Consider the following 18,494-nt stretch of genomic DNA (forward strand, 5'->3'; position numbering starts at 1 on the left):
CCGCGCGCCTGACCCCAAATACAGGGCGCCACTGCTGGCTTGTCCAGCAGTGCGAACTGGGTACCCGCCGCCCACTGCTGGACAAGCCAGCAGTGGCACACAACTCAGCTATCGGTCAGCCCTAGAGGATACGATGGGACTATTCAACCCGTTCAAAAAGTCGGAAGAGAAACCTGCTGCGCCGGCTGAAGCGGAGCAGCCGAAAGGATTCTTCTCGCGGCTCAAAGCGGGGCTCGTGAAGACGTCGCGGGTTCTCAATACCGACATTCGCGACCTCTTCAAGCAGGAAGGTCGTCTGGTCGATGACGAGTTCCTGACCGAACTTTACGCGATCCTGGTCCGCACCGACATGGGCGCCGGTCCGGCCGGCAAGATCCGCGATCAGATCAAAACCGAATATCGCGGCCGCGTCGTGCACCTCTCCGACGTCTTGGCGACCGTCAAAAGCGAACTGGTCGCGCTAATGCAGCAGCCAGAAACGCCGATCGTCTTCGCCGAGAGCGGCCCGACCGTCGTGATGGTGGTCGGCGTCAACGGTTCCGGCAAAACGACCTCGATCGCCAAACTGGCTGGTCATCTGAAATCGCAAGGCAAGAGCGTCGTCCTGGGCGCCGGCGATACCTTCCGCGCCGCGGCGGTCGAACAGTTGTCGATCTGGGCCGATCGACTCGGCGTCGACATCGTCAAAGCGGAGCAGGGGACTGACCCGGCGAGCGTCGCTTTTAAAGCGGTCGACTTCGCCCTGCAAAACAACAAGGACGTCGTGATCCTCGACACGGCCGGTCGTCTGCAAACGCAGAAGAACCTGATGAATGAGCTGGACAAGATCCGTCGCGTCGCCGGCAAGAAGATCGAAGAGGCGCCGCACGAGGTGCTGCTGGTTCTCGACGCGACCGCCGGTCAAAACGGCATCAGCCAGGCTAAAGGTTTTTCGGAAGCGGCCAACTGCACCGGCATCATCCTGACCAAGCTCGACGGCTCGGCCAAGGGTGGCGTCGTCGTCCCGATCCGCCAGACCTTCAACTTGCCGGTGAAATACATCGGCGTCGGCGAAACCCCTGAAGACTTCGCCGTCTTCAACGCCGAACAATTCGGCGAAGCCCTCTTCGCCGACACGCTAGGCAAACCGTAACTTACAACGGCCAGCTCGCGCAATAGTAGCCCGAAGCGCAAGCGAGGGAAATGCGGCCAAGAAGAAAGCGGAAAGCGGAGAGCCGAAAGCGGCAAGAAGCAAAACACTAACCCGAGGCGCAAGCCGAGGGAGTGCGGATGCAAGTTAATGACGAATGTCGAAGCACGAATGACGAACAACCAACGATTCGTCATTCTGGTTTCGACATTCGTCATTTCGAGTCGTAGGTTGGGTGCAGCCAAGCCTTAGAAAAAACTAATCACCCCAATCCAAACGATCGGCGCCAAGATCACCCCCAGCCGAAAGTGATAGCCCCAGTCATTCTCCTGGGCGACCAGCTTCCGCCCGATCCAGCTTGCCGCGCATCCCAACAGCGTCAAGGCAAATGCTCCCAGCCATACTTGCTGCAGCCAACCTCCCATGTCGGCCGGCGCGCACGTCGCCAGCACAATCGCCACCAGGCAAACGGTAGCGACGATCAAGCTGGGCCAGCGACGAATCATCGACGCCGCCACCGTCGCTATCAGCGCAAAAAATACCAGAATTGCCGTAAGCATGTCGTGCCGTTCCAGGAACAAATTGCTGGGGGAGCGTCGCTTTGCTATTCTACCGAGCGGCCTCGCTTTACGCCCCATTCTTGGTGATTCTCGCTCTCGATTTTCGCCAAGATCGCATCGCGCCCGACGAATAACCAAGGTTGCCGTTCGCTGACCGCTTCTCCCCGTGGGGCCTCCCGCTCATGAAACGCCAACTCCAGAAATTCTGGCGGAAGGTCCCGCACCAGATCAGCATCACCGGGCTGCTGATTCTTGTCGCGGCATGCGCCTTCGTCTTCATGGTGATGGCGCCTTGGCTGCGGACCGAGCCGCGCGAGTACCCGCAGTTGCGCGTGTCGAAGTTCCATGACGAAGATCTCGAAGCTCCGCACAACCATTGCCTGGTGGTCGTGGTGCAGTACCACGAAGGTCAGGAGGGGAGCGAATTCTATTCCGACTACGCTCCTTATGGAACGCTCAATACCTCAATCGAAAACTACGGCGTAAGTCCGATCCAATATTTTGACGAAACGTTTCTCGGCAATCCGGAAATTGAGCCGCGGGTCGAAGTCTCCCCCGCCGCCCAGGCTCGCTGCAAAGCGCTGCTGCAGTACGTCAAACAACAGCAGATCGACGTCCAGAAAATGCCCTGGGGATCGCAACAGAAGTTGCTGCTGCCAGAAGATTTTCCGACGTTCCATCAGTTCTTCGCCGATTACAAAGTGGCGCACCCCTCCGCCAAACTAACGCTCGTCGAACCGCCGACGCCGGTCGAGCCGCCCTCCGGAGAATGCGGTTGTGGGTCGCGGTAGTTTTTCTGCATGATTGATCCTCGCAACTCGGGGACTCACAATAGGGACGTTGGTCGCCGATACGCTTCCCGAGTCTGAGAGCCCCACCGTGAAAACCTTCCTGCCGTTAACGGCGTTCTGTTTCATCGCCATTGCCAGCGTCTCTTTTGCGGAAGAGAAGACGAACCCGCCGCAGCTACTCGCCCCTGATTGGAATCCGAAGCAGGCCGCCGACCAAGTAATGAGCCGCCTGGTAACGGTCACTGCGCCGCAGGTCAAAGGCGCTCATGACGCGGAACTGGCGATCGTCGAGCGTTACGCTTACATTGTCGCCGAGGTCGACGACAACAGCGCCGGCGAAGCGGCCAATCGTCCGGAGATCTACAGCACGCTGTCGATCGTCAATCTCGACACGTTGAAAGTTGAAGCGGTCCAGCCGATCGCCAAAGGGAACCAGGTCTTTGAAAACGAGACGCTCTCGGAAGGGGCGGTCTTCGTGCCGCGGATCTTGCCGATCAATGACAGGACGCTCCGCTGCTATTTCGCCAGCGAACGCCCTGGCGTGCGGCAATCGCAAATGTGGTATCGCGATTTCGATGTCCCGACCCGCACATTCGCCCCGACGATTCACCAGGTAAAAATCAAGACGGCGGCCGGAACCTTTCCGATGCAGCCGCAATACCTCTACCAGGACGCGGCGGCTCACGGTTTCAAAAAGCAGCCGCGCGACTTTGGGCTCTACCTCTTCGACTCGTTCAAGAAGTTCGACGATCGGCTCTACGTCGCCCTCAATAACTTTGCCGGCAAGCAGAACGCGCTCGCGATCGTGCAGGACGACTTTGCGACTTTCGAGGTGCTGGGCCATTACAACGAGCCGCAGTCGCAACAGCTAAGCGAATCGGCCGTCAATCGTTTGCCCGATGGAACCTGGATGGCGATCTGTCGGAACGATGCCGGCAACTATCGCTTCACGACCAGCAAGGATGGAATCGACTGGACCGAGGGACGCGAGCTTCCTTTCGTCACCGGCGGCGCCAACTCCAAACCAACGTTCGACAAGTTCGGCGATCTTTACTATCTCGGCTGGCAAGACGCCCTGAAGATCGACGGCGTCCATCGAAGCGTCTTCAACGTCGACGTTTCCCGCGATGGAGTCCATTGGGAACGGAAGTATCGCTTCGAGACCACCAAGTCGTTCCAGTATCCAACCTTTCGCGAGCATGACGGCGCCATCTGGCTGACGGTAACGCAAGGGGACGATTCTCCCAGCCGTAAAGAGCGAATCATGTTCGGAAAGCTGGAGACGCTCGTCGCGGAACCATCAAAGTAGTTGCAGTCACCTTGACCAAATGTCGGCTAAACGTTTTCTCGCTTGTCGATGAAGAGCCCGGACAAAACATGAAATCGCACCTTCGCATCAGCTTGCTACTCTCCTTCTTGCTCTCTGGGCTTGTCCATGCTCAAGACTCGTCCGTGACGATTAACCTGGCGGAACGAAGCTGGCAGGGGATTCCCGGGCTGGAGCGAACTGCGAAAGGTCGCCTGCTGGTTACCTGGTTTAGCGGCGGGCCCAAAGAGCCGGCTCCAGAGAATACGGTTCTGATTTGCTACAGCGACGATGCGGGGAAGACTTTCACCGAACCGGAGATCGTCGCCAAGCCGACGAAAGATGGGACGCGATGCTACGACCCAACGCCCTGGATCGATCCGCAAGGACGGCTGTGGTACATCTTCAGTCGCAGCAATCGCAAGACCGCTCAGCATGGCGTGTTCGCCCGTATCTGCGATGATCCGGATAGTACGCCGCTGAAGTTTGGCGAGGAGTTTCGCGTTGGCTACGACGTTCCCTTCGCCTTTCGCATGAACAAGGTGACGGTCCTTTCTAGCGGCGAGTGGCTGATGCCGGTGACGTTTGCGAAAGAGCCGGTCTACGATTGGCAAACTGGCCGCAACGACAAAGAGCAACCATCGCTGCATGGCGTCGGCATCTCGACCGATGCGGGAAAAAGCTGGCAGCTGTTTGGCGCCGTCGAGTCCAAGCCGTGGGCGCTGGAGAACATGATCACCGAGCTAAAAGACGGGCGGCTCTGGATGTTGATTCGCACCAATAGCGGCGTACTCTGGGAAAGTTTTTCGACCGACAAGGGACGGACCTGGAGCGAGGGGAAACCGTCCAAGATCAAGAGTCCTGGATCACGCTTCTTCATTCGCCGGTTAGCGTCGGGCAATTTGCTGTTGGTGAACCACTATCGGTTCCAGGGACGAAGTCATCTCACGGCGCAACTTTCGACCGACGAAGGAGAAACCTGGAACGAAGGTTTGTTGCTCGATGAACGCAGCGGAGTCTCCTATCCCGACGGCGTAGAAGACAAAGAGGGGCTAATCTGGATTACTTACGACCGCGATCGCGGCGGCTCCGGCGAAATTCTGATGGCAAAATTCCGCGAAGAAGACGTCGCCGCCGGCAAAGATGTAAGCGGACAAGTGCAGCTCAAACAGGTCATCAATCGATTGAATTAATGTAGGTTGGGTGCAGCGAAGCGCAACCCAACAATGCGCTGGCAAGCGAAAGGTGGGTTGCGCAAGCGGTTCGAACCATTTGAGCGAATGCGCTGCAAGAAGAATCGAACACGGAAGTCACGGACGAGTCACGGTAAGAACACGGCAAGAATAGTCGTCCGCAGCGCCCAACACTAACCCGAGGCGCAAGCCGAGGGAATGCGGTTGCAAGTTAATGACGAATGTCGAAGCACGAATGACGAACAACCATCGATTCGTCATTCTGGTTTCGACATTCGTCATGTAGCATTCGTAGGTTGGGTGCAGCGAAGCGAAACCCAACAATGCGGCCGCAAGGTAAAGGTGGGTTGCGCACGCGACTCGCGTTTGGCGAGCCAAGCGAACGATATTCGCTTGCTCCACCCACCCTACGAATTTACAGATCCGACAAATCGTACCCCGGCTTTTTGTAAATCTGTTCCGGCTTCTGCTGGATGTCGGGCTTATAAACTTTCTCCGCCCAGTCGCGAGCCGAAATTTCTTCCATCGCGACCGAGACCGACGCTTCGCCGGAACCAAGCGTCTTCATCACCTCCTTGGTGATCGCGGCGGCGAGTTCCGCTTTTTGCTGTTCGCTCTTGCCTGGCCAAAGTTTGACGATGACATGCGGCATGAGTTGGCTCCTTATCCTTGGTATTGCTCGTCGGTCACATGTTCCAGCCACTCGACCACTTTGCCGTCGAGCGCTTCCTGGATCGCGATATGGATCATCGCATTGTTGGGGGCGGCGCCGTGCCAATGTTTTTCGCCCGGCGGAAACCAGACGACGTCGCCGGGGCGAATCTCTTCGATCGCGCCCCCCCAGGTTTGCACGCGGCCGACGCCGGAGGTGACGATCAGCGTTTGACCAAGCGGGTGCGTATGCCACGCGGTCCGGGCCGCCGGTTCAAAAGTGACGACGGCCGCCGCCGCACGAGCCGGCTCCTGCGGCTGGAACAACGGATCGATCCGCGTCTTGCCGGTAAACCAATCGGCCGGTCCCGTGACCGACGGCTGCGTTCCGTTACGGGTGATGTTCATTGTTTGCTCCTTGTGCCTGATTGCCTGTTCGTGCGCCAGTAGTGGGAACGGGGATGTAAATGCGAACGCGATGGCTCCCATTCGTTTGAGCAACTCGCGGCGTTCCAGTTCGGTCTCGCGCATCCTTGTTTCCGTCGATCGGCCTATGACTTCTTCTCTTTGAATTGTAGGGGGCGGTGGATGTCGGCCGTTAGAATGATCAGGGAAAATTGTTGCCTAATCCTCTGCCGGGCGATCGTGCAGAGGCCCGCAGCGCAAGCGAGGGAACGCGGCCGGACGAAGAATAGAACACGGAAGCCACGGATAAATCACGGTAAGAACACGGCAAGAATAGTAGCCCGAAGCGCGAGCGAGGGAAATGCGTCCGCAAGTATTCGTAGGTAGCATGCAGCGTTGTCCGAGTAGGGTGCGTCTGGACGCACCACGAACCTGCCGCATCGCCAATTTCGCACCTCGCGTGGCAACGCAACTCTGCAGCGCAGGGTGGCCCAGCCAGTTCCAAAGAACTGGCTGTGTTGCGCAGCAACAAGATGCAGCGCCATCCGCTTGCAAAAACTCGCACGTTCATCAACCTCCAACCGCATGACGCGGCATCTTGTCGCTAAAGCGACCCAACCAGTCGTCACCGACTGGTCGGGCCACCCACCCTACCCGGACCATAAATCTCGCTTGCAAAACACACTGGCGTTTTGTATACTGCACCCCTCAAGATGCGGGCGTCTGATCAACCGCCCAGCGTCCCTTTTCTCTCCGCCTCGAGATCGGACCGAGGCCTCTTTTTTCCAAAGCGCGAAAACGTCGCCGGGATGGCTGCGCGCGCTTACTTGAGGAAAACGCAAATGCGAAAGGCCCGAATCCGGCGCCTCGGCGCGCTGCTGCGCGCGAAGCAAAAGAAGAAGAACAATCAGGCCAACAACACCGCGGCACACGAAGAACTCGTCGAAGCGCAGTGGCTTGCCTGCATGATGACGTATCCCGAACGCCTCAGCGAAGAGGCGCTCCCGCTCCAGGTTTTCCGCGTCCCATGTCATCGCGACATCTACTCGGCCCTCCTCACGCTGCACATCACTGGCGACACCGATCAAGATTCGCAGCAACTGCTCGGCGACCTCCTCACCTACGGCTACGACAAACTTACCGCGTCAGCGCTGATTCAAGCGGTAATGCATTCCGGCGCTCAAATCGCCAGCATCTCCGACTACGCGGCGGAATTGCGAAAACGCCTAACGCCCGAACCGGTCGAATTGCCGCCGGATAGTGAAATCGTCCGCCTCGAACTCGGCAGCGGGAGTTCGTTTCGAACGCTGACCACGGAAGAACTCTTCGCCGAACAAAAGCCGCGCGAGTGGCTGCTCTCCAACTTCCTTACCCGCAACGAACCGGCGGTGATCGTCGGTCCCAGCAAAACCTTAAAAAGTTCGCTCGCGGTCGATCTGTGCGCAGCACTGGCGAGCGGCGGCAAATTCCTCGGCCAATTCGCGGCTGAAAAACCAGTGCGAGTCGGCTTCGCCGGCAGCAGCCAGCAACAGCAAACGCTGACTGATCTTACGCAGCGTTGGGGTGAAGCTCGTAAGTCGGCGCCGGCCACGGAAAACCTGATGTGGTTACTGACAACCGACGATCCGGCTGATCCTGAGACCCTGGGAAAACTTCGCGACTGGATCACGAAGCACGAGTTGGAAGTGGTGGTGATCGATGCGATCCGTTTGAGTTCGACTGGTAAACGCAAACAAGCCGAGGCGCTGCAAACGCTCGCACAGTGTTGCCTCGACAACGGAGCCACGCCGATTCTCTGCGTGCAAACGCGGAAAGAAATGAAGCCCGGCAAACTCGACGCTGCGATTCTCGCCGGCAATCTCGACTTCGCCCAGCAGTGGTTATTGGTGAATCGCCGCCAAGTTTATGCGCCGGGGAGCGGAGAACATCGACTCTGGCTAACGCTCGGCGGCTACGCCGGCCAAGGTGGCGAATGGGGCGTCGATGTCGACGAAGGGAGACTAACCGGCGTAGGGCAGGCCGTGCCTGCCGAAATGAAAACGGACGCAAGCAGAGCGGCAGGCACGGCCTGCCCTACGACCCCAACCGGGCGACGTTGGAACACGATCGTGCACGAGGCGGAGGCGTTACAAGACGAAGCGGAACGTCTGAAAGACGCCGCGCTCGATCAACGGATGCGTTCGCGAATTCGCCTGGCGATGACCGACCTGGGCGAGGCGCACGCGACGAAGCTGCGCGTCCGCGAAAACTGCGGCATGAACGGCACGAAGTTCGTCCGGGCATGGGATCGGATGGTTGCGGCGGGGGAGATTGAAAAGATCGTCAACGAGAAACAGTTCTATTATCCGCGGTATCGATTGATCACGCCGTCCGTCAAAGAAAAAAAGGACGCGGCCGAGTCCACTCCAACGATCGAAAAAAATCGCACTCGCGGTCCAGGCGATCCGAAATCCTCAACCGACGCTCTTAAAAATGCCCCAACGGGGCGATCTAAAAGGAAACGATCCATTCGCGTCGCGTAAAAAATTCGTCGTCGCGGTCCAGTCGGTGGGTTTTGACCGAACGCCGGCGCCCGGTTAGCGCGCCCCTTTGGGGCTTCGCGATAGATGGGCGACGGTGACCCAGGGCTGCGTCGCCGTTGGCGACTGACCCTGGGCTAGATTAGTTCGCCCCGTTGGGGCGGATGGAAGAGTGCGCGCTGTTTGGCAATTTGGAATTATTGCGCTTCGACATTCGTCATTCACTTGCGGCCGCATTCCCTTGCTGGCGCTGCGGGCTAGTGTTTTGCTTCTCGGCCGCTTTTCTACTTGCCGTGTTCTCCGTCGCCTTGCCGTGGCTTCCGTGTTCTATTCTTCTCTTCTTTGGCCGGCCGCTTTCCCTCGGCTTGCGCCTCGGGTTAGTGTTTGGCGGGCTTTTGCTGCCGGCTACCAGAGAAGGGGGGCTGATCGCAAGTTGCGACGATTTGTACTACGATAAGGGGATGTTCTGCGGCGCCGGTTGGCGGCCGCAAACCGGCTCCTTCCCCAATCTCCTCCCTCCGAACCCTCTGGCCGAAAATGATGCGCCGCTTCTGGTCCGTCTGTCTACTGTTTTCGTTGGCAGCCTTGAGCCTGGCTCAAGATGCGATTCCGCCGATCACGCGCGTGTTGCCCCCGCCGGGGATCGAAATCGACGCCAAGGCGAAAGAAGAGCTGACCAGCCGACTCGATGCGCTGCAGCAGAAGCTGGCGACCATTCAGAACAACCCGCTCGCGGTCGACGCCGAGGTGTACCTGAAAGCGGTTTCGCTCGCCCTGCGGAACGGCGAGTTCTACAAGCCGAAGGATGTCGACGTCGCTCGCGCGGCGCTCGACAAGGCGGAGAAGCGGATTGAGCAGATCGAAGCGGGCAAAGCCGATTGGCCGACCGCCGACGGGTTGCTCGTTCGCGGCTATCGTAGCGCGATTGACGATTCGGCTCAGCCGTATGGACTGCACGTTCCGGCCGGGCTCGATCTGTCGAAGCCGGTTCCGCTCTACGTTTGGCTGCATGGTCGCGGCGACAAAGAGACCGACCTTTACTTCATCGCCAATCGGGAGAAGAGCAAAGGGTACGTCGCTCCGGACGACGCGATCACGGTTCATCCGTTTGGTCGGCAGTGCATCGGGTTCAAGTCGGCCGGCGAAATCGACGTGCTCGATGTGATTGAAGATGTGAAACAGCGGTACTCGATTGATCCAGATCGCATTGTCCTGATGGGCTTTTCGATGGGTGGCGCCGGCGCCTGGCATGTGGGCGCTCATTACGCCGATCACTGGGTGGCGATCAGCCCTGGGGCTGGTTTTGCTGAGACCGCTCGTTATCAAAACCTGAAGCCGGAAAACTATCCGCCGGCCTACGTGCAAAAGTTGTGGGGCTGCTATGACGTGCCTGACTATGTGCGCAACTTGTTTAATCAGCCGGTGATCGCCTACAGCGGCGAGATCGACAAGCAGATCCAAGCGGCCCGCGTGATGGAAGAAGCGTACGCCGCCGAAGGTCGCACGTTGCCGCATTTGATCGGCCCCCAAACCGCACACAAGTACGAACCGGAAACGCTGAAGACGTTGCTCGCCAAGATCAAAGAATTCCGCGACGCCGGCTTGAATCGGACGCCGACCGAAGTTTCGCTCCAGACCCGCACGCTCCGCTATCCGCGGATGCATTGGGTCGAAGCGCTCCGGTTAGACGAGCATTGGCAAGACTCGCGGATCGACGCGAAGGTTGCGTGGCCCGATTCGGTGACGATCACGACCAAAAATGTCGCGGCGCTGGCGCTCCACCTGCAGAAGATTCCGGCCGGCTTCGTCGTCGATATCGATGGTGAGAAGCTGACCGTCGAAACGGCGCCGACTGAAGACGCGCCGCTGACGCTGGTGAAGAAGGCAGGGAAGTGGTCGATTGGACCGGTCGCCGCCGATCCGAGCAAGCTGGCGAAACAGCCGGGGCTGCAAGGACCGATCGACGACGTCTTCCTGGAACCGTTCTTGGTGGTGGTGCCGCGGGAGAAGTCGAAGAACGCTCAGCTGCAGAAATGGCTGGAGTTTGAGATCGCCCACTTCGACGATCGCTGGCAGGCCCTCTTCCGCGGCAAGCCCCGCTGGAAGTACGACGATCAGGTCACTCCGGCCGACGTCGCCAAGTATCACATTATCGCGTGGGGAACTCCGGAAACGAATCGCGTGATCCGGGAGTCGCTGGCGAAGACGCCGCTCGCTTGGAACGCCGAGGGGGTGGAGATCGCAGGCCAGAAATTCTCGGCCGAGACCCATGTGCCGCTGATGATTTATCCCAACCCCCAGAACCCGCGGAAGTACCTGGTGCTGAACAGCGGTCCGACCTTCCGTGAGCAGGATGATAGCAGCAATTCGCGGCAAAACCCGCAGCTGCCCGACTGGGCGGTGATTGATATCACGACTCCCCCGAATGGCCTTTCGCCGGGGAAAGTGGTGGTCGCCGACTTCTTCGACGAAGCATGGCGAGCCAAGCCGGCCAAGTCCGCAAAGTAGGGGTCGGATCAGAAAGGGTCGATGATCGCATTGACCCTTTCGCCGTTTCGCAGGTAAACTCCCGTCTCTTGATTTCCCGCTGGCGCGAGAGCGCAACGGAGGAGTGGGAAATCGCGACAAGCCGGCGCTACGGCGAGTCGCGAGGGCGTGAATGCGCTTGGTCATTGGACGACCTGGACTGCGCTCTTTTCGTCGGGAACTACGAGCCAACTTGGGGCTGCGAGCGAATTGCGTTCGCCTTTGGTTGTGCGGAAGAGCGGAGAGCTGTGAAAGTAATTTTGAACTGGATCGTCGCCCACCTGGCGGCGCTCGCCGTGCTGCTGCTGCGATTGACCTGCAAGGTTCGCTTGCACGACGATCCACGTCCCGCGCTTCGCGCCGACGGGGTTCCTTACGTCTACTCGGTTCTGCACGCGCATCAGGTCGCTGCGGCGATGGGAAGCGAACCAGGGACCGCGGCGATGGTCTCGCAATCGCTCGACGGACAGTTGATCGTGCCGACGCTCCAAGTGATGGGAGTCACCCCGATCCGTGGATCAAACCGAACCCGCGGTCAGGCCAAAGGGGGCCGCGAGGCGCTGGAAGGGTTGATCGAACATGTCGCCGGCGGCAAACCGGCTTACCTGGCGGTCGATGGACCGCGAGGACCACGCAATCGCGTTCACAAGGGAGTCGCCGCGCTGTCGCAAAAGACCGGCGCCGCCGTGATCAACCTGGTAGCGGTGCCGCAACGACGCTGGATCCTGGCGAAGACCTGGGATCGATTGCAGATTCCGAAACCGTTCTGTCGCGTCGACGGCTACTTCGCCGAGCCGGTCTATCCGATCGTCGGCGAATCGCTGGAAGAATATCGCCGCCGCATCGAAGCTTCGCTGAATGCTCTCGAGCTGTTGCACGATCCGGTCGAAGCGCCGGAGCCGGTCGCTTTGCCGGAAGTTGCCGGCGACGAAGTCGCGGCATAAAAAAACGCCGACGATGGTGAGTCGTCGGCGTCATTGATAATTCGCAAGTAAGGCCTGGCGGCGTTACTTCTTGATCAGCCAGATGTTCTTGTAAACGACCGGGTTGCCGTGGCCTTGCAGGTACAACGCAGCCGGCTTGTTGGCTTCCTGTTCGCGACCCGGCGTGTGCATCGGCAGTTCGAGATCGTCATGAATGACGACGCCGTTGTGCTTGACGGTGACGCGAGCGTTCTTCGTCTTCTCGCCCGCTTCGTTGTACTTGGCGGCGGTGAAGTCGATGTCATAGGTTTGCCAGGTCAGCGGCGGGTAGCACATGTTGACGATCGGCTTCGAGACCTTGTAGATGCCGCCGCATTCGTTGTCGGCGCCGTCGAGGCCAAACGAGTCGAGAACCTGCACTTCGTAGCGACCTTGAACGTAGACGCCGCTGTTGCCGCGAGCCTGGCCGCGAGCGAATGGCTTGAACGGCGGCAGGAACTCGATGTGCAGCGAGTGATCGCCCAACTTTTCCTTGGTGTAGGTGTCGGCCAGCAGGAGGTTGTCTTGAACGATCTTGCCGTTTTCAAAGGCGTCGGCGTTCGAGCCGTCGAACAGCACGATCGCGCCGGTCGGCGGCTTGGCGCCCAAGGTCGGGCTCTTGCGCTCCGTCTTCTTCAGCGTGCCGATCTTGTCGCCGTCGGTCGTATAGGCGGTGATCACGCCATCGGCGATGGTGACCTTGCCGTGGTCTCCGTCCATCGAGACGACGCCATCTTTGAGTTTGCCTTTGGCTTTGTGCATTTCCATGCCGCGCGACCAACCTTCGCCCGGCAGTCCGCCCGGATAGCCGACTCCTTCGAACTCGCCGTCACCCAGCGCAATGACCTGGGCGCCAAACGGGACTTCGTTGCCGTCGACGATCAGCTTGCCGACGTATTCGCCTTGGATTTCGTAGTCGACGCCGGCTTCTTTGGGATTGGTAAAGGTCGGGGAATCATCGGCGGCACGAGCGAGGCCGACGGTCGCCAGCGAGAGAAGGCCGGCCAGCGCAATGCGAGTGAGGTCCAATTTCATGGGGTGGTCTCTGGGGTGGGCAGGTGAAAACAAGGGAAAAAACGGGAACAGAACTGCCTATTGTGCCTTGCCCAATAAAGCGACGCAACCAAACCGATTACGGCGTCTGGCGAAATTACCCCGCCTTTTTGGCCGCTTTCGCCAAGTCCCGAATCCGCTGCACCATGTTATAGAAGCCGTTGGCCCGCGACGGAGTGATCGTCTGGGCCAAGCCGATCTGCTCGAAGAGCGCTTCCAGGTCGAAGGAGAGGATCTCTTCCGGCGTTTGATAGGAGAGGAGCATTGCTAGGAGCGCAGCCAGGCCTTTGACGATCTGGGCGTCGCTATCTGCCAGAAAATAGAGCTGCTTGCCGTCGGCGGTTGCCTGCGGAACGAGCCAGACCTGGCTTTGGCACCCTTGGACGCGATAGGCCTCGACCTTGTAGGCGTCATCGAGCGGAGGCATCTGCCGACCGAGTTCGATCAGATATTGAAAACGATCCATAGGATCGTCATAAAACTCAAACTCATCGATGAGTTCGGCGGCTGTCAGTCTAGGAATATCGCTCACGCGTGCCTGTTTCTCCCACAAGAACGGATCGGGTGCTTTCATCATGAGCAGTTGCATTCATTTTAGGCAACTGGCCTAGTGGAAATTCCGGGATCTTTCTAACGCTAGGCTGAAATTTTACGGCAAAACATCAGCGTTTCGTACAATTGCGGCATGTTTTTTCGTTTTGGCACGCTGAATGCAATTACGCTTAGCCATCAAAGGAGCGTCGAAGTTTATTCGGTGAATCAAGGATGACCAGGATGGTCAAAGATTTACCGCGGCGACAGATTCGACCCAACTTTGTAGATGCGTGGTCCATTTCTCAATTCACTCGGCAGGATGCAGGAGTGAGCCGGGAACTGGCCAACGCCTCGCTCTCTTGTAGAAGAGAGTCCTAACTCGACCAACTACGAGGCAAGACCTCGTTTACCCAAAGCATGATGGGGTGTTGTTCCTGACGACGGGGCTGTTGGGAACGGCGGTCGAGGCTGAGGAGATTTCGGTCTCTTTGGCCTCGGCCGTTTTTTTATGCGCCACTATGGCGCAAGTCTTTTTCATTTCTGTGCATGCATTTCGCGCGTGTTGCGCCCATTTCTGCTGATTTCACCGGCAATCTTTGTACTATTCGGGATAGCAATGTTATTCGTAACTTCCTTTGAATTAAGGGGTTGCACGCTGCTATCAGCCTCTTTGCCCCATTTGGCATAATGATTGCATTCCGTGGGGCAAGACGCTTAAATTTTTACGGCGGACCGGTTTCCGGTCTGCGCTGGCCTTCCAGCAGTCTCTCTCGTCTGCCTAATTCAAATGAGTTTTGGAGGCAGATGACCGTTGGGGCTGGTTAAGTGAACGTTTAAGTGCTCCCGAAGGGCGAATGTCCTTTTTGCGCCCGATCCACGTCACGTCAGAATACGGAGATGTTCGTCCATGAAGAAAATTGAAGCGATTGTCCGTCATCACAAGCTCGATGAGATCAAAGACGCCTTGGTGAGCAAGGGATTCGGTGGGATGACCGCAATCGAAGTCCAAGGCTTTGGTCGCCAGAAGGGTCAGACCGAAACCTACCGCGGCGCCGAGTACTCGATTGATTTCGTTCCGAAAATCAAAATCGAGATCGTCGCCACCGACGAACAATTCCAGGAAATCGTCGACACCATCATCGAAAAAGCTCAGTCGGGTCAGATCGGCGACGGCAAGATTTTCGTCAGCGAATTGACCGACGTCATCCGCATTCGTACCGCGGAATCGGGTTCGGCCGCTATCTAGGTCGAATCGAATCGCGGATCGCTCGATCCAACCGGGTAAGCGCGTCTCGCACGTCGATTGCTCGGGAATCACCGCTCGCGATTGCAAGTCCTCCAGAAAACCGCTTTGGCCGATACCAAAGCGGTTTTTTTGCTTCTTGCGTCACGGCAGGGGAGGGGACTACTCCGTCTCGTGTTCGACGTAACGACGGCGACGGCGCGAACGAAAGAAGCTGGGGCGACGTACTACTGTCTCATGGCCCCCTTCGTCGATCACGCGGCCCGAGAGCAAGCGATAGAAGCCGAGGATTACGAACGCGCCGGCGACGGCGACGACGAAACCAAGCGGGCTGATCGGAGAAACGCGCTCACCGCCGTAGAAATAAGCCAGGACCGCACAGCCGATGATCGAGCCGCCGATTCCCATCGCCAGCGTGGCGATTGGACCGCCGGGATCACGTCCAGGCATAATCGCCTTGGCGAGCAGGCCGGTTACCGTACCAAAACCTACCCACATCAAGACAATTTCGCACCAATGTTGGACCTGGTCTGCAAATTCGCCTTCCATGATCGTCGCTTCCTCTTGGCTAGCACCAATGCGATGGGGGGTTTTTAGTTGGAATCGGACATTGTTCTTGGTAAAGTTTTCTCGATGTAGGAAAATTCACGGATTTGTCCGCTCCGGCCCGCCACAATAAGCCTATCACGGCGTTTGGAAGAATGTGCCCTCCTAAAGGGCTGCGTAGATAACGCTGTTTCCCACCTAGTCACTACAATGAGCGAACCATCCGGTTTGCCCTTTCCTTTAGTTTACCCCCATTTCTGGAGTATCCGCATGAAGAAGCTCGTGTTTGGTCTGGCGTTGGCCCTGTGCCTGGGTCTGTCGGCTCACAATCTGATGGCCGCGGAAGCGGACGAAGTGAAGTCGGGCCCCGAAGTTGGTTCGCAACCGGCTCCGTTCGTCGTCGAAGACGTCACCGGTCCGGCCAAGGGCGAAACCCTCTGCTATCGCTGCCGTTACAGCGGTCGTCCGACGATTGCGATTTTCGCTCGCGACATGGACGCCAACGTTCAAGATCTGGTGAAGCAGATCGACTCGACGGTCGCCAAGAACTCGGATCAGAAGCTGTCGGCCTTCGTCGTCATGCTGAGCGATTCGCCGGCTGACTGCAAAGGCGAACTGGAAAAGGTCGCCGCCGCCAACAAGATCGAAGAAACCCCGCTGACCGTCTTCAAAGACAGCAAGGGCCCGAAGCCGTATAAGGTTTCGAAGGACGCCAAAGTGAGCGTCATGATGTGGAATGCCGAGGGCGTGAAGGTGAATCACGCGTTTTCGGCCAACCCGACCAAAGAACAGATCTCGACGATCGTCGCCGACACGAAGAAGATCCTGGAGTAAGACTCCAACGACCTTCGCGTGAAATTTGATTCAACGCGATTGAGATTGAATTCTGAGCCGCGGGGCAAGTTGTTCCGCGGCTCTTTTTTTGATTTTTGGGTCGGTCTAAACGCCCTTTACGAGGGATGGATCCATGTTAGGCTAGAACTCTTTGCCGTAATCCTTCCACAGCTCGTCCATGCACGATCGGATCAAAAAGATCTATCCAGCGGCGTTCGGCTGGATCTCCCAGCGCTTTCGGCGCGGCACGATCCCCGCAGCGCCATTGACGATTGTGCTCGCCGCGATCGCCGGCGTTCTCACCGGTTACGGCGCGGTGGCGTTCGCTTATCTGTTTGAAACCATCCACGAACTGACGGTGCTGCGGTTCGTCCACTGGAGCCAACACACCTTCTGGGGCTTCGTCGCTTTGGCGGTCTCTCCGGTGGTGGGCGTGTTGTTCGTCGCGTGGTTCACGCGGTTCTTTCGACTCGAAGGACAAGCGGTTCCCGAAGTCATCAAGTCGGTCGCACGCAAAGATGGCGTGATTCGCCCTCTCTGGTCGCTGGCGAAAGTTTTTTCCAGCGCGGTTTGCATCGGCGCTGGCGGTTCGGTTGGGCCGGAAGGTCCGATGGTGCTGATCGGCTCTTCGATCGCTAGCGCCGCGGGGCAGTTCTTTCGCTTGTCTTCGCGCAACTTGCGAACGTTGGTTGCGGCCGGCGCCGCAGCTGGGATTAGCGCCGCATTTCATGCGCCGATCGCCGGCGTGATTTTCTCTTGCGAAATCATCCTGGGAAGTTTCGCCGTCGAAAGCTTGACGCCGATCGTGATCGCCGCCGTGTTGGCCGACGTGGTGCAACAGCAAGTCGGCGAGCATGGGGTGAACGTCGCGTTTCGCCAGATTCCGCACGAGTTTTCAGGGAACTGGATCGAGCTACCTTCGTACTTCGTGCTGGGAATCGTCTGCGGTTTCGCGTCGATCGGATTTGTGCGACTCCTTTACTGGACCGAAGACTTCGGCAAGACGCACCTGACGAAGTGGTGGATTCGGGCCCTGGTCTACGGCTCGTTGGTCGGCGTCATTGGGACCGGCTACTTCGTCCTCTATCCCGCCCCGCCAACGCAGTCGGTGGAAGGGAAGGAAATGAGCGCCGAGCATCCTCTTGGCCCTGCTCTATACGGCGTGGGATACGAGACGGTCGAACACTCGCTCCACTTGGAGAACGCCGACGATCCGACGCCGGTCAAGCGTCAGAACGGCAACGACAAGAGCTCCAAAACGGTGATGCTCAATCGCGAACAGATGATTGCGCATCTCTGGTGGTTGATTCCGCTGGTTCTGTTGAAACCGGTCTGCACCAGTTTGACGTTAGGGGGAGGAGGCGCCGGCGGTATTTTCGCTCCGTCGCTATTCTTGGGAGCCGTGCTCGGGGGCGCGTATGGAATCATTTGCAACTTGATTTCGCCCGACATGTGCGCCAGTCCCGGCGCTTATGCGCTGGTCGGTATGGGGGCGGTCGTCGCTGGGACCACGCACGGCGTGTTGAGCGCGATTCTGATCGTGTACGAGCTGACCGGCGACTATCACATTATCTTGCCGATCATGGGCGCGGCTTGCATTTCGAGCCTGGTCGCTTGGTTCAGCGATCGCGAGAACATTTACTCCAAACGGTTGGCTCGCAGCGGCGAGTCGATCGCTCGCAGCCATGACTTACACGGCGCCGAGCACATCAAGGTGCGCGACGTGATGATTCGCCGTTTCCCCACGGTGAAGAATACCGACAATCTGGTGCAGATCATCAAAGTGGCGCGGCAGAACCCCCACATCGAGAGTCTGCCGGTCATGGACGAAGACAATCGACTAATCGGGATTATTCGTCCGGAAGACCTTCATCGCGTGATGGATACCGACGTCTCACCCTATCTGGTGAATGCGGACGATATCGCCCTGATGATGCCGATTTCGGTATCGCCGGATGAGAACCTGCTCGAGGCGCTCCGCGACTTTGGTTCGCGCGACGTCGATACGCTTCCGGTCGAAATCGGCGAAGGGGGACGTCGTCAATTGATCGGCCTATTGCTACGGGCCGACGTCATGAGCCGCTACCGCGAAGCGATGCTCTCGCGACACTAATCGCGGGGTAGGGCTTTAACGGTAAGTCGAGGTTTTCGAATTCTGCCGGCGGCAAAATCGCTACATGTCGCAGAGTTGCGCAAAAAAAACATTCGTAGGCTATACGTTAATTCTCGGCGTCCCCCACCG

General features: G+C 58.3%; 16 protein-coding genes. 10 read left to right on the top strand and 6 right to left on the bottom strand.

All coding sequences use genetic code 11. The features are described from left to right. Window positions 1-133 precede the first annotated feature (133 nt). Window positions 134-1,132, top strand: a complete 999-nt coding sequence (gene ftsY, locus LOC68_RS24205; protein WP_230223606.1) for a signal recognition particle-docking protein FtsY — start codon at window positions 134-136, stop codon at window positions 1,130-1,132. Between the two features lie 245 nt (window positions 1,133-1,377). On the opposite strand, the gene LOC68_RS24210 is transcribed toward ftsY, so the two are convergent. Beyond that, window positions 1,378-1,689, bottom strand: a complete 312-nt coding sequence (locus LOC68_RS24210; protein ID WP_230223608.1) for a hypothetical protein — start codon at window positions 1,687-1,689, stop codon at window positions 1,378-1,380. A gap of 182 nt (window positions 1,690-1,871) precedes the next feature. On the opposite strand from LOC68_RS24210, the gene LOC68_RS24215 reads away from it, so the two are divergent. The 3 genes from LOC68_RS24215 to LOC68_RS24225 all read left to right on the top strand — a co-directional run bounded on the left by LOC68_RS24215 (window position 1,872) and on the right by LOC68_RS24225 (window position 4,979). Next, a complete protein-coding gene (locus tag LOC68_RS24215) occupies window positions 1,872-2,480 on the top strand; it encodes a hypothetical protein (protein ID WP_230223610.1) in 609 nt (202 codons plus the stop codon). 88 nt (window positions 2,481-2,568) lie between these two features. Continuing rightward, entirely contained in the window at window positions 2,569-3,789 is a 1,221-nt protein-coding gene (locus tag LOC68_RS24220) for a sialidase family protein (RefSeq protein ID WP_230223612.1), read from the top strand. A gap of 68 nt (window positions 3,790-3,857) precedes the next feature. Continuing rightward, complete coding sequence (locus tag LOC68_RS24225) at window positions 3,858-4,979, top strand: sialidase family protein (protein ID WP_230223614.1); 1,122 nt, start codon at window positions 3,858-3,860, stop codon at window positions 4,977-4,979. A 415-nt stretch (window positions 4,980-5,394) separates the two neighbouring features. Here the strand turns inward: LOC68_RS24225 and LOC68_RS24230 are convergent, their stop codons facing one another. After that, a complete protein-coding gene (locus LOC68_RS24230; RefSeq protein WP_230223616.1) occupies window positions 5,395-5,631 on the bottom strand; it encodes a tautomerase family protein in 237 nt (78 codons plus the stop codon). Between the two features lie 11 nt (window positions 5,632-5,642). Next, window positions 5,643-6,038 carry a (R)-mandelonitrile lyase gene (locus tag LOC68_RS24235; protein ID WP_230223618.1) on the bottom strand — a complete coding sequence of 132 codons (396 nt, stop codon included), beginning with the start codon at window positions 6,036-6,038 and terminating at the stop codon, window positions 5,643-5,645. Between the two features lie 839 nt (window positions 6,039-6,877). Here LOC68_RS24235 and LOC68_RS24240 point away from each other — a divergent pair. From LOC68_RS24240 to LOC68_RS24250, 3 genes are all read left to right on the top strand, one after another. Further along, a complete protein-coding gene (locus LOC68_RS24240) occupies window positions 6,878-8,557 on the top strand; it encodes an AAA family ATPase (RefSeq protein ID WP_230223619.1) in 1,680 nt (559 codons plus the stop codon). Between the two features lie 582 nt (window positions 8,558-9,139). Then, the gene (locus tag LOC68_RS24245) at window positions 9,140-11,062 is read left to right on the top strand and encodes a prolyl oligopeptidase family serine peptidase (RefSeq protein WP_230223621.1); all 1,923 of its coding nucleotides are present in this window, start codon (window positions 9,140-9,142) and stop codon (window positions 11,060-11,062) included. A gap of 266 nt (window positions 11,063-11,328) precedes the next feature. Next, the gene (locus LOC68_RS24250) at window positions 11,329-12,024 is read left to right on the top strand and encodes a lysophospholipid acyltransferase family protein (RefSeq protein WP_230223622.1); all 696 of its coding nucleotides are present in this window, start codon (window positions 11,329-11,331) and stop codon (window positions 12,022-12,024) included. 63 nt (window positions 12,025-12,087) lie between these two features. On the opposite strand, the gene LOC68_RS24255 is transcribed toward LOC68_RS24250, so the two are convergent. Both LOC68_RS24255 and LOC68_RS24260 read right to left on the bottom strand, forming a co-directional pair. Then, entirely contained in the window at window positions 12,088-13,077 is a 990-nt protein-coding gene (locus tag LOC68_RS24255; protein ID WP_230223624.1) for a 3-keto-disaccharide hydrolase, read from the bottom strand. Between the two features lie 115 nt (window positions 13,078-13,192). Further along, on the bottom strand, window positions 13,193-13,672 hold the full coding sequence (locus LOC68_RS24260; protein WP_230223632.1) for a SufE family protein: 480 nt from the start codon (window positions 13,670-13,672) through the stop codon (window positions 13,193-13,195). Window positions 13,673-14,536: 864 nt separating this feature from the next. On the opposite strand from LOC68_RS24260, the gene LOC68_RS24265 reads away from it, so the two are divergent. Beyond that, a complete protein-coding gene (locus LOC68_RS24265) occupies window positions 14,537-14,875 on the top strand; it encodes a P-II family nitrogen regulator (protein WP_002652012.1) in 339 nt (112 codons plus the stop codon). Window positions 14,876-15,034: 159 nt separating this feature from the next. Here the strand turns inward: LOC68_RS24265 and LOC68_RS24270 are convergent, their stop codons facing one another. After that, window positions 15,035-15,421: a GlsB/YeaQ/YmgE family stress response membrane protein gene (locus tag LOC68_RS24270; protein ID WP_230223635.1), complete on the bottom strand. Its 387-nt coding sequence runs from the start codon at window positions 15,419-15,421 to the stop codon at window positions 15,035-15,037. Between the two features lie 267 nt (window positions 15,422-15,688). Between LOC68_RS24270 and LOC68_RS24275 the strand changes: the two genes are divergently transcribed. Both LOC68_RS24275 and LOC68_RS24280 read left to right on the top strand, forming a co-directional pair. Beyond that, the gene (locus tag LOC68_RS24275) at window positions 15,689-16,252 is read left to right on the top strand and encodes a hypothetical protein (protein ID WP_230223637.1); all 564 of its coding nucleotides are present in this window, start codon (window positions 15,689-15,691) and stop codon (window positions 16,250-16,252) included. A 178-nt stretch (window positions 16,253-16,430) separates the two neighbouring features. Beyond that, entirely contained in the window at window positions 16,431-18,365 is a 1,935-nt protein-coding gene (locus LOC68_RS24280) for a chloride channel protein (RefSeq protein WP_230223639.1), read from the top strand. Window positions 18,366-18,494: the final 129 nt, after the last annotated feature.

Origin of the sequence: Blastopirellula sediminis (genome assembly GCF_020966755.1) — a bacterium.
GTDB classification, from domain to species: Bacteria; Planctomycetota; Planctomycetia; order Pirellulales; family Pirellulaceae; genus Blastopirellula; species Blastopirellula sediminis.

Excerpts from the sequence above, each read along its gene's own strand:
- ftsY (WP_230223606.1), top strand. The coding sequence starts at position 134 with ATGGGACTATTCAACCCGTTCAAAAAGTCGGAAGAGAAACCTGCTGCG.
- LOC68_RS24210 (WP_230223608.1), bottom strand. The coding sequence starts at position 1,689 with ATGCTTACGGCAATTCTGGTATTTTTTGCGCTGATAGCGACGGTGGCG.
- LOC68_RS24215 (WP_230223610.1), top strand. The coding sequence starts at position 1,872 with ATGAAACGCCAACTCCAGAAATTCTGGCGGAAGGTCCCGCACCAGATC.
- LOC68_RS24225 (WP_230223614.1), top strand. The coding sequence starts at position 3,858 with ATGAAATCGCACCTTCGCATCAGCTTGCTACTCTCCTTCTTGCTCTCT.
- LOC68_RS24230 (WP_230223616.1), bottom strand. The coding sequence starts at position 5,631 with ATGCCGCATGTCATCGTCAAACTTTGGCCAGGCAAGAGCGAACAGCAA.
- LOC68_RS24235 (WP_230223618.1), bottom strand. The coding sequence starts at position 6,038 with ATGAACATCACCCGTAACGGAACGCAGCCGTCGGTCACGGGACCGGCC.
- LOC68_RS24240 (WP_230223619.1), top strand. The coding sequence starts at position 6,878 with ATGCGAAAGGCCCGAATCCGGCGCCTCGGCGCGCTGCTGCGCGCGAAG.
- LOC68_RS24255 (WP_230223624.1), bottom strand. The coding sequence starts at position 13,077 with ATGAAATTGGACCTCACTCGCATTGCGCTGGCCGGCCTTCTCTCGCTG.
- LOC68_RS24260 (WP_230223632.1), bottom strand. The coding sequence starts at position 13,672 with ATGATGAAAGCACCCGATCCGTTCTTGTGGGAGAAACAGGCACGCGTG.
- LOC68_RS24265 (WP_002652012.1), top strand. The coding sequence starts at position 14,537 with ATGAAGAAAATTGAAGCGATTGTCCGTCATCACAAGCTCGATGAGATC.
- LOC68_RS24270 (WP_230223635.1), bottom strand. The coding sequence starts at position 15,421 with ATGGAAGGCGAATTTGCAGACCAGGTCCAACATTGGTGCGAAATTGTC.
- LOC68_RS24275 (WP_230223637.1), top strand. The coding sequence starts at position 15,689 with ATGAAGAAGCTCGTGTTTGGTCTGGCGTTGGCCCTGTGCCTGGGTCTG.
- LOC68_RS24280 (WP_230223639.1), top strand. The coding sequence starts at position 16,431 with ATGCACGATCGGATCAAAAAGATCTATCCAGCGGCGTTCGGCTGGATC.